This is a genomic window from Pseudovibrio exalbescens (genome assembly GCF_028737195.1).
Lineage (GTDB): Bacteria > Pseudomonadota > Alphaproteobacteria > Rhizobiales > Stappiaceae > Pseudovibrio > Pseudovibrio zosterae.
The window spans coordinates 251,850-266,462 of record NZ_JAQZAJ010000005.1 but is presented as its reverse complement, the minus strand read 5'-3'; the positions used below and the strand labels follow the sequence as shown (position 1 = coordinate 266,462).

Sequence of the window (14,613 nt, the reverse complement as noted above, 5' to 3'; positions counted from 1 at the left end):
GGGTGTCTTATCTCGATTGTTTGGGTGCTGGCATGGGCGTGTCCGCAGAGAGTGTTTCAATCACGCGGCATTCACCAATGCGGCCTTCGCAGCTGTGGTCCAGCATGCGCGTAAGCTCGGTACGCAACATCTCCAGTCGGCGGATCTTTTCTTCCACCTCCGAAAGATGCGCGGCGGCAATCTTGTCGGCATCCTTGCAAATGGCTTCGGGGTGTTCGCTAAGCTCCATGAGCTCGCCGATCATCTCCAGCGAAAACCCAAGATCACGGCCATGACGAATGAAGGCAAGACGGCGCAGATGGTCTTCGCTATAGCGCCGCTGACCACCCTCGGTGCGCGGCGGTGCTGGCAGCAGACCGCGTTGCTCATAGAAGCGGATGGTCTGCACCTTGGTGCCCGTGCATTGGGCCAAAGTGCCTATCGAATAGTCTTGCGGCATGGGTGCGCTTTCAAAATCCTTCAATGACTGAAGGTTTATTTGGCGCAGCCATGCCCACAAATCAAGTTGGAATTACGAATGGTTGCTTTCTTGCGGCCTTGCGTGAGAAGCGGCGCTCTGGCTTGGCGTGCGCTGGTGAAGCTTTTCAGAGCCCGCATAGGTGCCGCCTTCAAGCTGCATCTGCAAGCGTTCCTCGTCACGTGCACGTACATCGGCTTCGATCTCGGAAATACGGTCCTGTGGCAAGCCAAGGAACGAGAGCGCCGTGCGTCCGAACACCAGACTGGATTCAAACGTCTCGCGGATCTGAAAGTCCACACCAAGGCGATGCAGATCAAGCGCATGGGCCCGGTCTGTCGCGCGGCAATAGATGGCAGCTTTCGGAAACTCAGCACGGATCTGCTTCACGGCCTGGCGCATTACCTGATCGTTCTCGATGCACAGGGCAATCAAGGTTGCAGTGTCACCGCCTGCCGCCTTGAGCACGTCAAGACGCGTGGCATCACCGTAGTAGATGCTGTAGCCAAGTTTGCGCGCGTAGTTGATGCGGTCCGGGCGGTTGTCCAGCGCGGTAATCGAGATGCCTTCAGAAGTCAGCATCTGGGAAACCATCATGCCAAAGCGACCGAAGCCGACGATCAACACACTTGGGTGCGCTTCACTGAACCCTTCAATGTGTTCTGACGTGACACCGGCCTTGTTGAGGCGTGCAGCAACAAAATCCAGCCCCATCCCGGCGATCGGAGTGAGCAGCATGGACAGGATCACGATTGCGGTCAGGATGTTGTTGGTTTCAAGCGGCAGAATGGCGCTGCCTGCAGCTGCGGCAAACAGCACAAAGGCAAACTCACCCCCTTGAGGCAGCGTTACCGCGATACGCAGCGCGTCCGAGTTGTTGGAGCCGAAGGTGCGGGCCAGCGCCCAGATGATGATGCCTTTGATCAGCATCAGGGCCAGCACGCCCACAGCCACAATCAACCAGTTGGCCGCAATGATATCGAGCTGAAGGGCCATGCCCACAGCAATGAAGAAAAGGCCCATCAAAAGAGAACGGAAGGGCTCAATGTCTGCTTCGAGCGTATGGCGGAAGCTTGATTCAGCAAGCATGACGCCAGAGAGGAACGCACCAAGCGCCATCGACAGGCCCACCAGCTGCATCAAGCCTGCACTACCCAAGGCGACAAGCAGAGCCGCAGCCAGCATGACCTCTCGAGCGCGGCTGGACGCCAGAAAACTGAACACCGGAGAAAGCAGATACCGCCCTGCAAGAACAACACCGGCCACCGCACCCACGATCATTACCACTTCAAACGCCAGTTCGGCATATGAACTTGGGCCCATTTTCGGCGACAGCAACGCGACCATGGACAGCAGCGGCACAATGGACATGTCCTGAAACAGCAGAATGCCGAAGGCGCGCTGACCATATGGCGCACCAAGTTGACCGCGTTCCTGCAAGATCTGAATGGCAAATGCGGTTGAAGACAGCGCAAGCCCAAAGCCTGCCACCAGCGCCACGTTCATGGGCTGGCCAATTAGCCACAACAGCGCGCAGAGGACGATCCCCGAAACAATCACCTGAGAAGACCCAAGGCCGAATATGTCTCGTTTCATCTTCCAGAGGCGGGCTGGCTCCAACTCCAGCCCTATGACAAATAAGAGGAGGACGACCCCCAGTTCGGCAAAGGTCAGAATTTGGTGCGCATCACTGAAGAAATTCAGGCCGAAGGGGCCAATCGCAAGCCCGGCGAGCAGATAGCCCACCACCGAACCGAGACCAATGCGTTTGGCCAGCGGAACCGCGACGACGGCTGCCGACAAGAACATGATGGTTTCGACGAAAAACGGCGGGACGTGGGGCTCGGCCATTGAAGGGCTAATTCCTGTGAGTATGCGGTTAATTTCAACGTACTGGCGGTCTTCATTGAAGGATAGCCAGAAATACTCAACGAGCAATTACAGTTTCTTGACCGTTTGGCCAAAGAAAGGTGGTGTTGCTCCTTAAGTACAACCGCGAGCGCAGGGAACAGGGCGCGAGGGGCGTTCTGCTAGGTATTGAGAAGCTTGTAGCGGGTCAAAATCGCCTTGAGACTCTGTGGATCCTCATAAAGGTGTGATTTAAGACCAGCTTCCTGTGCGCCGTGCACGTTCGCTAACTTATCGTCAATGAAAAGTGTGGCGTGGGTAGGGTAGCCGTAGTGCTCACAGATTCTGCGGAAAACCTGTGGATCAGGCTTTTTGCAGAAAAATTCCGCTGAAACATGGATGTTGTCGCCGAAAATCTCGATGGCTTCCGGCGCGCATGTCTCCAGTCCGGCCTTGTAAAGAAAGCCATTGTTGGTCAGCACGGCGGCGTCAACGTTCTCGGCAACCTGATTGGCCAAAGCAAGAACCTGCGGGCGAGGGCGCATCATGGATCGGCGTATGCGAAAGAACTCCTCCATGGTGATGGGGTAGCCCAGACGTTCTGCAAACCCGGCCAAATGACCTTCGGCTGTGTCGGGGTCGCCCGCGTCGGCCCCTTCATCAAATCCAGAGCCCCAGATGGCGGCTTCGACCTCCGCGCTGGGGCGATCTGCGAGCCGCGCATACGCTTCTACACGGCCCGGCTCGTCGAAATCGTAGAGGACGCCGTCTTGGTCGAAAACGACAAAATCAACGCGTTCCATTATCGTGGCCATTTGATCTCGCAGAGTGCCGTTGAGCTATCAGGTTGCGGTGCCGCCCACAGTCATGGCGTTGATGCGCATGGAGGGCTGGCCGACGCCAACAGGCACGCCTTGCCCAGCTTTGCCGCAGGTGCCGATGCCAGGGTCCAGTTTCATGTCATTGCCGATCATGGCGACGCGGGTAAGAGCATCCGGTCCGTTGCCAATGAGCATGGCCCCTTTGATGGGCGCACCCACCTTGCCATTTTCGACCTTGTAGGCCTCGGTGCAGGAGAACACGAACTTCCCGGAGGTGATGTCCACCTGTCCGCCGCCGAAGGAAACGGCATAAATGCCATCCTTGACGCTTTCAATGATTTCCTGCGGGTCCTTGTCGCCATTCTCCATGATCGTGTTGGTCATGCGCGGCATGGGCTGGTGTTCAAACGACTCGCGACGACCATTGCCGGTCGGCTCCACGCCCATGAGGCGGGCGTTCTGGCGGTCCTGCATGTATCCGACAAGAATGCCGTCCTCTATCAAGGTCGTCCGGTTGGTTGGCGTGCCTTCATCATCGACAGACAGCGAACCGCGACGGTTGGCAATGGTGCCGTCGTCTACGATGGTGACGCCTTTGGCGGCAACGCGTTCGCCCATGAGACCGGCGAAAGCTGAGGTCTTTTTGCGGTTGAAGTCACCTTCCAGACCATGGCCGACAGCTTCATGCAGCAAAATGCCCGGCCATCCGCTGCCCAGCACCACATCAAAGGTGCCAGCAGGCGCGGGAATGGCATCCAGATTGACCAGCGCTTGACGAAGCGCTTCATCAACTGCCTGTTGCCAACTGGTTTCGGCAATAAACTCACCAAAGCCCTCACGGCCACCCATGCCAAAGCTGCCGGATTCCTGCTTGTCGCCATCGCCTGCCACGATCGACACGTTGAAGCGCACCAGTGGGCGTACGTCGCGGACCCGGTGTCCGTCTGCGCGCAGGATGTCGACGGTCTTCCAGTTGCCAACAATGGAAACGGTTACCTGCTTGACCCGCGGATCTTTTGCTCGGGCATAGGCATCCACCTGTTGTAGCAGGTGCACCTTCTCTTCAAAGGTTGGGGAGCCGATTGGGTTCTCGTCGGTGTAGAGCTTCTGGTTGGTCCGCGCCGGGGCCGCCGCATACGTGCCGGAATGGCCGCTTTGAACGGACTTGACCGCGTCGGCTGCGCGTCGCAAGGCGCCTTCGGAGATTTCGCCAGAGTGCGCGTAGCCGCTGGCTTCACCGGCAACGGCGCGCAGGCCAAAACCTTGCGTGCTGTCGAAACTGGTGGACTTCAAACGGCCATTGTCAAACACCAGACCTTCGCTCTGGGTGTACTCCAGATAAAGCTCGCCGTCATCGGCTCCGGCCAGCGCGTCTTTGGTGAGGGCAAGGGCCCGCTCTTCACTCAAATCAGCGGAAGCTAACAGGTCGATACGGTGCTCGCTCATGGAACGGTCTCCTCGGGGTGTTGTGTTTCTCTGCTCGGCCATTAGTCACATAGGGGCTGGCTCTGCCGCATTCCAGAGTGACAGGGATGCACCTTTGCTGAGCGCGATGCAAGTCGGTTTACGTAAAACGTCATGCCACAGGCAGATGGGGGAGCGGAACCTGTGAGGACTGGGGGAGGTACATTAAAGGGTCGTGAGGGGCACGGTGTAACGAAAACGGCCAGCGCGAGGCTGGCCGAAAGCACTTTTGGCGGTGAAGTCGCTGTTAGGCTCAAGGAAGCGCCTTGTAGCCCTCAGAAAACCCGCTCAGGGAGATCGGAATGCCAATTCCTTCTTCCGGCGTCTGGAAAATGATGAACGTGGCCATGGAGCCAGCCTGCAGCTTGGCTACCAGATCGTCGCGCAGGATCACCTCAGACACGCAGCCATTGGGCAGGCAGCGAACGAATGCGGCGTTGCCAATGTCTTCGTCGTCAATGCGCAAGCCCAGACCAGATGGCAACAACACGCCAAGAGGGGCCAGAACGCGCAGGATGCTGCCTTGCTTGTCGGCCGTGTTGAGCACGATCACTGTGAGGCCCACATTTTCGCGGTCTTCAGCCGTGACGTTTTGAATGAGCGCACACTGCTCACTTTGTGCCCCGGGAGGCGTGTCGCAACGAAGCTGCCAGTCGTTATAGACCGCTTTGACTTCCCCTTGCGCGAGCGCGGCCCCGGACAGACCCATCGAAACAGTTGCCGTGACGATCACGGCCATTAGCCCTCTAACAAAGCGGTTCAGGCAATTCAAAGCTCTTCCTCCGATATCGGGTGTCGTCCGGGCATTCGTGTTGAATGCACGAATCGAAAAGTGGGCGCCCCACACTTCGAAACATTACCGAGACCGTGCCCTTAAATCTTACTGTGCTGCAGCAACGTATAGCACCAAGCACGCGATAATGACATCAATCGGGCAAGGGATATCCAAAAATAGCTTTTCTCATAAGGTTTTCGTGGCGACACGCTTCCCTATAGTCAGAAGTATGTATGTAAAAGCGCATAGCGAAGCTTGCGGGTTTCGGAAACTTATGATTTGTCTTTGGGGCATTGATATTAATCAAAAATAGATGCGACAGAACGTCGCTACGACCTACGTGCAATCGCTTATCCGGGGAGGGTAAGCTAAAGTGCCGCTTCGTAAAGTGCCTCTGATATATCGAGGCGGTGATTTCTACCCTAGGGGTAGAGCAAGAGGTGCGCAATGAATTTACAGCTGTTCAACGGCTGACAAAGGATAGGGAGCACTAGACGTGACGAAGCTCTTCAAGCGTCATCTTACAAAACTGGCGAGCGCAGTCGCTTTTGCTGCGGCCCCCGGTTTCGTTGGGTCGGCGATGGCAGCACAGCCGGAGCCTTGGCAGATGGGCATGCAGGCTGCAGCAACGGAGGTCATGGAGGACGTCCGTTGGTTCAACGATTTCACGCTGATCATCGTGACGGTCATCACTCTGTTCGTGTTGGCATTGTTGATCTACTGCGTTGTGCGCTTCAACCGACGCGCCAATCCTGTGCCATCTCGCACTTCCCACAACACCATGATCGAGGTGGTTTGGACAGTCGTCCCGATCCTTATTCTCGTCGTCATTTCCGTCCCGTCTTTCCGGCTGCTGTTCAAGCAGTTGGACATTCCGAAGTACGAGATGACCATCAAGGCAACGGGCTACCAGTGGTATTGGGGCTACGAGTACGTCGATGAAGGCATGCAGGATGTCTACTTCGATGCGATCATGTTGAGTGATGAGCAGCGCGCTGAGTTGAAGGCGGAAAAAGGCCTGACAGACCGGGAAGTGCCGCGTCTGCTGGCAACCGACTACAACGTGGTTGTGCCTGAGGACACCAACATTCGCGTGCTGGTTACCGCCGCTGATGTGATCCACGCCTTCGCCATGCCTGCCTTTGGCGTGAAGATCGATGCGGTGCCGGGTCGCTTGAATGAAACATGGTTCAACGCAACGGAGCCCGGCATGTACTACGGCCAGTGTTCCGAGCTGTGCGGCAAGGACCACGCCTTCATGCCGATCGCCATTCAGGTGGTGACCAAAGAGCAATACGCCGCTTGGTCTGAGGCAGCAAAGCAGGACGTTGATGAAGCCAACAGTCTGCTCGCATCCATGATCGAAGAAGAAAAGAACAAGACCGCTGAACTGGGCGCGTCTTCTGAACTGAAAGTCGCCACTCGCTGACACGCGCGCGAGGGTCTTGGTGGCGTGTCGGCCTGCGCTGACACCCACGAAAGAACTTACGAGGGAGCACAAATATGGCTGCGTACGGCGCGCAATCACATGATCACCCAACCGGATGGACGCGTTGGGTCTATTCAACAAACCACAAGGATATCGGTATCCTTTACCTGATCTTCGCTATCATGGCGGGCATCGTGGGGGGAGCCCTGTCCGTTGGCATTCGTCTGGAGCTTCAGGATCCGGGCATGCAGTACTTCTCTGATCCGCACATGTTCAACGTGTTCACCACGTCGCATGCGCTCATCATGATCTTCTTCATGGTGATGCCAGCCCTGATTGGCGGATTTGCGAACTACTTCGTTCCAATCATGATCGGTGCGCCAGACATGGCGTTCCCGCGCATGAACAACATTTCTTTCTGGTTGCTGCCGCCAGCGTTCATCCTGCTGCTGATGTCCCTATTCGTGCCCGGACCTCCCGGCGCAAACGGTGTGGGCGGTGGCTGGACCATCTACCCGCCGCTTTCCACCTCCGGGCAGCCGGGGCCGGCAATGGACTTTGCCATCCTGTCCCTGCACGTGGCCGGTATCTCGTCCATTCTGGGGGCAATCAACTTCATCACCACCATCTTCAACATGCGTGCACCGGGCATGACACTGCACAAGATGCCGTTGTTCGTGTGGTCGGTGCTGGTCACGGTGTTCCTGCTGCTGCTCGCCCTGCCGGTTCTGGCGGGTGCGATCACCATGCTGCTGACAGACCGTAACTTCGGCACCACGTTCTTCGAAGCTGCAGGTGGCGGTGACCCGATCCTGTTCCAGCACCTGTTCTGGTTCTTCGGCCACCCGGAAGTGTACATCCTTATCCTGCCAGCGTTCGGCATCATCTCACATATCGTGTCCACCTTCTCGAACAAGCCGGTGTTCGGCTACATCGGCATGGCCTACGCCATGGTGGCCATCGGTGTTGTCGGGTTCGTCGTTTGGGCGCACCACATGTTTACTGTGGGTCTGTCCGTGGATACGCAAGCCTACTTCCTTTTCGCAACCATGGTGATTGCAGTGCCAACGGGCATCAAGATCTTCTCTTGGATCGCGACCATGTGGGGTGGTTCCATCGAGTTCCGCACGCCAATGGTCTGGGCAATCGGCTTCATCTTCCTGTTCACAGTTGGTGGTGTGACAGGCGTACAGCTGGCAAACGCGGGTTTGGACCGCGCGCTTCACGATACCTATTACGTTGTGGCGCACTTCCATTACGTGCTGTCGCTGGGTGCCGTGTTCGCAATCTTTGCAGCCTGGTACTACTGGTTCCCGAAAATCTCCGGTTACATGTACAATGAGTTCATCGGCAAACTGCACTTCTGGGTGACATTCGTCGGCGTGAACCTTGTGTTCTTCCCGCAGCATTTCCTGGGTCTGGCCGGTATGCCGCGCCGCTATGCGGACTATCCGGACGCCTACCACGGTTGGAACTACGTCTCTTCCATCGGGTCATACATCTCCGCTTTTGCTGTCTTCATCTTCCTTTATGGCGTGTTTGAAGCCTTCATGAAAAAGCGCAGTGCAGCCAACAACCCATGGGGTGAAGGGGCAAAGACCCTGGAGTGGACGCTGTCCTCACCACCACCATTCCACCAGTTCGAAACCCTGCCGAAGATCAAATAGCAGGGTGAGACGCGATCTTCCTTCGGGGCTCTGACGCGGGGCTCCGAAGGGCGGTGCCAACAAACCAGTGGCACCAGAAGACAAAAGGGGAGGGCGGACCCGCTGGGCGCGGTCCGTGCGAGGCAAGGGCTCAAGGCACTAAGAGAGCCCGGAACAAAACAAGAGGTAAGTGCATGACGCTCCTGGAGCGAACACAGTCATATACCGAGGAAGCTGCAGACTTCGGCGGCATGGGATCCGTGCGCGACTACATCGCGCTGCTCAAGCCTCGTGTCATGTCTCTGGTCATCTTCACAGCCCTTGTGGGAATGGTGCTGGCACCCACCTCTCAGCATCCTGTGCTAAGTGCCATCGCTCTTTTGTGTATCGCCATCGGGGCCGGGGCCTCTGGTGCTTTGAATATGTGGTGGGATGCGGACATTGACCGTGTCATGTCCCGCACCAAGAACCGCCCAATACCGGCGGGCAAGATCACGCCTTCGGAAGCGCTCGCCTTTGGCGCAACGCTCTCTGGCGGCTCCGTACTCGTACTTGGCCTGGTTGCCAACTGGGTCGCGGCGGGACTGCTCGCCTTTACGATCTTCTTTTACGTGGTGATCTACACCATGTGGCTGAAACGCTCTACGCCGCAGAACATCGTTATCGGCGGTGCTGCAGGCGCACTGCCGCCCGTTGTGGGCTGGGCAGCCGTGTCCGGCGTTGTCAGTCTGGAAAGCATTGCGCTGTTCATGATCACGTTCACCTGGACGCCGCCACACTTCTGGGCTTTGGCGCTGGTCAAGAACGGTGACTACAAAGAAGCAGGCATTCCGATGATGCCGGTGGTGGCCGGTGAGACCGCGACCCGCCATCAGATTGTGCTTTATTCTCTAATCCTTCTGCCCGTTGGCATGGGGCCGTTCCTGCTTGGCTATGCAAGCCTTTCTTACGGCATCGTTGCTGGCCTGCTTGGCACCGCGTTTCTCTATTACGCCGTGCGCGTCTGGCAGAACCGCGAAGGCGAGCAAGCCCGCAAAGCGGCCATGTCTCTCTTCAAATTTTCTCTGCTTTACCTGACAGCTTTGTTCGCTTGGCTGCTGGGTGAAAGCGTGATCGCCGGAGTTCTTTAACCATGGCTGGAAAAGCACAGGTGCCAGTTCAGAACCTGACACCAGAACAACACAAAAAACGCCGCAGCCGGTCCATCGCTCTGGCCGTTGCTCTCGCCGTATTGGTGGGGATCTTTTACGTGGTGACCATCGTCAAGCTTGGTCCCGGCGTAATGGATCGACCCCTGTAAAAGGGGCAAGGGAAGGGATCAGGGACGATGACGCAAAAGGACGTTCAGCATCAGAACCGAAGCAATGCCAAGGTGGCCTTCATCTGCGTTGGCGTGTTCTTCAGCATGGTTGGTCTGTCCTTTGCGGCGGTGCCGCTCTATGACCTGTTCTGCCGCGTCACCGGCTATGGCGGAACAACACAACGCGTTGACGTTGCGAGCGAAACTGTGTTGGACCGGGAGATCATCGTTCGCTTTGATGCAAACACCAATCCGAACCTGCCTTGGGAGTTCGAGGCCAAGACCCGCGTTGTTCGGGTGAAACTCGGACAAATGGCAGAGGTGTTCTACTCGGCCGAAAATGTGTCCAGTCGCAAAACGGTGGGCACCTCCACGTTCAATGTCTCCCCCGCGGAGATGGGGGGCTACTTCAACAAGATCGACTGCTTTTGTTTCACCGAACAGCCGTTGGTGGCTGGTGAGCAGGTGGACATGCCAGTCCTGTTCTTCATCGATCCCGCGATGGTTGAAGACGAACGCCTCGACAACATCCGGGAAGTGACGCTGTCCTACACGTTCTTCCCGGTGACGCCAGACGGTGAAGAAGAAACAGCAGCAACGGTTTTGGACGACGCCGTTGCAACCGAAGCAAAGCTATAGAGCGCACCATGACTTTGAGGGATGCGCGTCGAGAATATTTGGGAGCATAGGTATGGCTGAAGCTCATAGCAAAAATCACGACTATCACATCATAGACCCGAGTCCGTGGCCGTTCATCGCCTCAGTTGGGACTTTGATTCTGGCGATCGGTGCCATCGGTTACATGCGGATGTCCAACGAGGATGTTCTGGGGTTCTTCCCATACACCGCTGAGGACGGCTCATTGGCGTATGGCATCGACCTGACCGGCTGGGGACTGTTTGTCATCGGATTGGCAATCGTGCTCTACACCATGTTCATGTGGTGGCGTGATACGGTGCGTGAATCCCATGCCGGGCATCACACGCGCGTCGTATCCCTGCATCTGCGTTATGGCATGATCCTGTTCATCGCGTCAGAGGTGATGTTCTTTGTTGCATGGTTCTGGGCGTTCTTTGATGTTTCCCTGTTCTTTGCTGAACCTGCACAATATGCGCGCGTCGAGCACACCGGCGGTGTGTGGCCGCCACAGGGCATTGAAACCTTTGACCCTTGGCACCTGCCCCTTTTGAACACCTTCATTCTGCTGTTGTCAGGTACAACCGTAACCTGGGCTCACCACGCCATGCTGCATGAGGATCGTGAGGGCCTGAAATGGGGGCTGATTGCCACCGTGACTCTGGGGCTCTTGTTCACCACACTGCAGGCCTATGAGTACAGCCACGCCGCATTTGGGTTTTCCGACAACATCTACGGGGCAACCTTCTACATGGCCACTGGCTTCCACGGCTTCCATGTGATCGTGGGTACGATCTTCCTTGCTGTGTGCCTTTTCCGTGCCTTGGCGGGCCACTTTTCTGCAAAGAAGCACTTCGGGTTCGAAGCGGCAGCTTGGTATTGGCATTTCGTTGACGTTGTCTGGCTGTTCCTGTTCGCCTCCATCTATGTTTGGGCGGCTTGATCAGGTTTTGACAGGTAAAGTAGAAAGGGCGGCGCGGCCGCCCTTTTTCGTTGCAATGGTCAGCTTCAGACCGTGTTAATGTTCTAGTAGGTTTTGCGGAGGACGCCATGGCGGACCGGCACAAGCATGCAAGCGCTGGTTACAAGGGGTATGTCGACAACCCCATTTCGACCGGTTTGCGCTGCAAATGCCCGCGTTGCGGGGAGGGCCAACTGTTTCGCGGTATGTTGAAGCTGCGCGAGGCCTGCCCTGTATGTGGTCTATCTTATGCTTCTGCCGACTCTGGTGATGGACCGGCCGTTTTTGTGATCATGATTATCGGCTTTGTGGTAGTAGGCCTCGTATTGCTGGTGGAACTTGCCTATCAACCGCCTATCTGGGTGCACATGGCGCTTTGGCTTCCTCTGACAGTGGGGCTCGCCCTTGGCCTGTTAAGGCCGCTCAAGGGGCTGCTGATTGTATTGCAGTACAAGCACAATGCGGCGGAGGGGAAGATCGATGAAGATTAAGTGGCCTTGGAAAAAGGCAGAGGACAGCCCGCCCGAAAAAGAGGTGGACGGCGAGGAGGATCTTGAGTTCCGCCCCCTGCCGGACGAGGACGACGAGGAACTTGAGCTGCCGGTCACGCCAAAAGGCAAGCCGTTCTACCTGCAATATCTTTGGTTGACGCTGTTCACCCTCGTTGCCTTTGGTGTTCTGCTTTCTCTGGGCTTCTGGCAGTTGGACCGGTTGGCGTGGAAAGAGGCGCTGATCGAGCGGGCCACCGAACGTGTTACAGATAAAGCCGTTGTCGCACCGGGTCCAAAAGAATGGAAACAGCTGACCACTGAGGAGATTGACTATCTGCCGGTCACACTTAAAGGCCGTTTCATCCTTGGTGAGCTTTATTACTTCGACACATTGAACAACCCGCGTGGCCGATATGGTGGGCAGGGTTACTTCGTCTACACGCCGTTTGCCACGAACGAAGGCTGGGTGGTGCTGGTAAACCGAGGGTTCGTGCCTATCGATCGCCGGGACCAGTCCACGCGCCTTGGGTCGGCGCCCCCCAAAGAGACCATCATTTTGACAGGTCTTGCCCGCAGAGCCGAAACGCCAAGCTTCTTCTCACCTGCCGGTGATGAACACACCGGCGAATGGTTTGTGCGAGAACCGAAAAAGATGGCGGAAGCACTGGGGCTGGATGCGAGCAGGACGGCGCCCTACACGGTTGATATCAACGAACTCACCGCATCTGCGGGGGACTTGCCACAGCCCGGCGAGACCCGCTTGACGTTCTCCAACAACCATTTGCAGTACGCATTCACATGGTTCGGTCTCGCTGCCACACTGATCGCGATGTACATCGCCTTTCGCATCAGCATGTGGCGCAAGAGCAAAAAGCCTGCCCCTGTTGTTGGGGATGAGGACGAGGATGATTGGGATCTGCCGCCGCCGGATGTGGAAGACCGGCCCATCCGAGATCCCAAGGCTGAACTGGAAGCTGAATTCCAGAACATCAAGAACAGCAAGAAACTCTAATAGAAAGGGGAGAGGCGATGCCTCTCCCCAAAATCGTCTTGCCTGTGGCTGAGCTTAAAGCAGCTCGAGCACCGCATCAGCACCGGATGTGGTTGCTTCGCCGGGAGAATCTTCAACGTTCAGCGCGGTAACGGTGCCGTCCTTCACCACCATTGCATAGCGCTGAGACCGCAGCCCCATGCCAAAGCCAGAGCCATCAAGCTCAAGCCCAATGGCCTTGGTAAAATCGGCGCTGCCGTCCGCAAGGAACAGGATATCGTCACCTGCGCCGGTTGCCTTTGCCCATGCGTCCATGACGAATACGTCGTTGACCGACACGACGGCGATCTCGTCTACGCCCTTCGCCTTCAGGTCCGCTGCCTTGTTTTGGAAGCCTGGCAGGTGGTTCATGTGGCATGTCGGGGTGAAAGCGCCTGGAACAGCGAACAGGACAACGGTCTTGCCGTCGAAAATCTGCTTTGTGGTCAGGTTCTGCGGGCCGTCAGCGCCCGGTGTCTTGAAGCTGGCGTCCGGCAGTTTGTCGCCGATAGAGATTGTCATGGGTTCAGTCCTCCGATCCGGAATTGCAGGCTTTTGGCTGCAAAAGGGGGTAGAGCGCCGCGCGCACTGTTTGTGGAAAGCGCGCTAACGCACCTTTGGGGTGTGCTCGCTCATTGCCAGCCACCCACGGTACACCTAGGAATTTAACTTAGAAACGCAAGTTCCGCAGTCGTCCACTACGATCTTTTTTCCTTGGCTCTCGGTGGCAAGGAGAGGGCTGCTTCCTGTTCAACGGCCCCTTGCGGGGTGATCAGCGTAAGCCGCAGGTCAAGTTCCTGCAGGTCTTTGGGGAAACCGGTCAGCGGCAACTGCCAACGCGCAATGTGATCACTGCTTTCAAGGCGCTTGGGAACGCTGTTGTAAGATCCCTCCGGCCCCTCAACAAACAGGTCGTAGGCGGTGCTCTCCGTAGTGCTTACCGGAGCGGAGAAAGTAATCACAGGGGTGCTGTCCGTCGGCACAACTGCAATCTCGGTGACAGGCGCATTGCCGTTTGCCTGCGCAGGCAATTTGGCAAAGGCGGCCTCAATGATCGCGTCTGCCTCGGCATCTTCTGTCGTGTGACGCGGCAGCACCAATGAAAGCTCTTGCTGTTCTGGAATGCAGATGTGCTGACACACGCCAAAGGTGACGGTCATGTTGAGTACGGTGGTTCGCGCATCGCTCTGACGCTGCAACTTAAGCGGGAGGATGACGTTTCCGTCATAGATGAGCGATGTGGAGAAACCGTCGCTGTAGCGCTTGGGGGCGGGGAACAGGAGTTCCGCATTCGCGAGGTTCGTTGAACCGTTGAAATTGGCTTCTGTGGGAATGCCTGCCTCTCCCGGGTAGCGCCAATAGGTGTGCCAACCCGGCTCCAGCTGAAACTCGAGGCCGGCCTTATAAGTGCCGTCATCTTCCGGTGTGCTGGCTCTGATGAGCCGCACGGCGCCGCCTTCTACTTCGAACCACTCGGTGCCGATGGCACGGTCTGCAAAAGCGGGTGTGGCCGCCACGGCAGCACTAAGGCAAACCAGAGAGAGAGCGAGTTTTTTGATCATGGTCTCCGTTTACAAGGAGCTTTTAACAAGTGCCAGTTACATTCATTGAACCGAGGTCAACTCTTTGAGAGCCACTGTTAGTAGTGAGGACCAACTGCCATGATAATTGGGAAATCGACCTAAGAAGCCGTTAATTTTACAAGTGGCAGATTGCAAAGCCGCTGCAATGCGGTAGGCTCTGATTCGAATGGAG

General features: G+C 56.8%; 15 protein-coding genes. 8 read left to right on the top strand and 7 right to left on the bottom strand.

Features of this window, described 5'->3' with window-relative positions; all coding sequences use genetic code 11:
- Positions 1-7: 7 nt before the first annotated feature.
- From PUV47_RS15365 to PUV47_RS15345, 5 genes are all read right to left on the bottom strand, one after another.
- On the bottom strand, positions 8-439 hold the full coding sequence (locus PUV47_RS15365; protein ID WP_274219463.1) for a MerR family transcriptional regulator: 432 nt from the start codon (positions 437-439) through the stop codon (positions 8-10).
- Between the two features lie 72 nt (positions 440-511).
- The gene (locus PUV47_RS15360) at positions 512-2,308 is read right to left on the bottom strand and encodes a monovalent cation:proton antiporter-2 (CPA2) family protein (RefSeq protein WP_274219462.1); all 1,797 of its coding nucleotides are present in this window, start codon (positions 2,306-2,308) and stop codon (positions 512-514) included.
- A 179-nt stretch (positions 2,309-2,487) separates the two neighbouring features.
- Entirely contained in the window at positions 2,488-3,120 is a 633-nt protein-coding gene (locus PUV47_RS15355) for an HAD-IA family hydrolase (RefSeq protein WP_274219461.1), read from the bottom strand.
- A 27-nt stretch (positions 3,121-3,147) separates the two neighbouring features.
- Positions 3,148-4,572 carry a metalloprotease TldD gene (gene tldD / locus PUV47_RS15350; protein WP_274219460.1) on the bottom strand — a complete coding sequence of 475 codons (1,425 nt, stop codon included), beginning with the start codon at positions 4,570-4,572 and terminating at the stop codon, positions 3,148-3,150.
- Positions 4,573-4,843: 271 nt separating this feature from the next.
- Positions 4,844-5,329, bottom strand: a complete 486-nt coding sequence (locus PUV47_RS15345; protein ID WP_274219459.1) for an invasion associated locus B family protein — start codon at positions 5,327-5,329, stop codon at positions 4,844-4,846.
- 532 nt (positions 5,330-5,861) lie between these two features.
- On the opposite strand from PUV47_RS15345, the gene coxB reads away from it, so the two are divergent.
- From coxB to PUV47_RS15305, 8 genes are all read left to right on the top strand, one after another.
- Positions 5,862-6,794, top strand: coding sequence for a cytochrome c oxidase subunit II (gene coxB, locus PUV47_RS15340; protein ID WP_425313776.1), 933 nt, complete (start codon positions 5,862-5,864; stop codon positions 6,792-6,794).
- Between the two features lie 74 nt (positions 6,795-6,868).
- The gene (gene ctaD / locus PUV47_RS15335; RefSeq protein WP_274219458.1) at positions 6,869-8,461 is read left to right on the top strand and encodes a cytochrome c oxidase subunit I; all 1,593 of its coding nucleotides are present in this window, start codon (positions 6,869-6,871) and stop codon (positions 8,459-8,461) included.
- Between the two features lie 173 nt (positions 8,462-8,634).
- A complete protein-coding gene (locus PUV47_RS15330) occupies positions 8,635-9,570 on the top strand; it encodes a heme o synthase (protein WP_274219457.1) in 936 nt (311 codons plus the stop codon).
- Between the two features lie 2 nt (positions 9,571-9,572).
- Entirely contained in the window at positions 9,573-9,740 is a 168-nt protein-coding gene (locus tag PUV47_RS15325) for a hypothetical protein (protein WP_274219456.1), read from the top strand.
- A 27-nt stretch (positions 9,741-9,767) separates the two neighbouring features.
- The gene (locus PUV47_RS15320) at positions 9,768-10,379 is read left to right on the top strand and encodes a cytochrome c oxidase assembly protein (protein ID WP_274219455.1); all 612 of its coding nucleotides are present in this window, start codon (positions 9,768-9,770) and stop codon (positions 10,377-10,379) included.
- A 52-nt stretch (positions 10,380-10,431) separates the two neighbouring features.
- On the top strand, positions 10,432-11,319 hold the full coding sequence (locus PUV47_RS15315) for a cytochrome c oxidase subunit 3 (protein ID WP_274219454.1): 888 nt from the start codon (positions 10,432-10,434) through the stop codon (positions 11,317-11,319).
- A 107-nt stretch (positions 11,320-11,426) separates the two neighbouring features.
- Positions 11,427-11,828, top strand: coding sequence for a DUF983 domain-containing protein (locus PUV47_RS15310; protein ID WP_274219453.1), 402 nt, complete (start codon positions 11,427-11,429; stop codon positions 11,826-11,828).
- Positions 11,818-12,840 (top strand): SURF1 family protein, encoded by a 1,023-nt coding sequence (locus tag PUV47_RS15305; protein WP_274219452.1) that lies wholly within the window; start codon positions 11,818-11,820, stop codon positions 12,838-12,840. Before PUV47_RS15310 ends, PUV47_RS15305 begins: the two co-directional genes overlap by 11 nt.
- Positions 12,841-12,894: 54 nt before the next feature.
- Here PUV47_RS15305 and PUV47_RS15300 read toward each other — a convergent pair whose 3' ends face one another.
- Positions 12,895-13,380, bottom strand: coding sequence for a peroxiredoxin (locus tag PUV47_RS15300; RefSeq protein ID WP_274219451.1), 486 nt, complete (start codon positions 13,378-13,380; stop codon positions 12,895-12,897).
- A 176-nt stretch (positions 13,381-13,556) separates the two neighbouring features.
- A complete protein-coding gene (locus PUV47_RS15295; RefSeq protein ID WP_274219450.1) occupies positions 13,557-14,420 on the bottom strand; it encodes a protein-disulfide reductase DsbD domain-containing protein in 864 nt (287 codons plus the stop codon).
- Positions 14,421-14,613 lie beyond the last annotated feature (193 nt).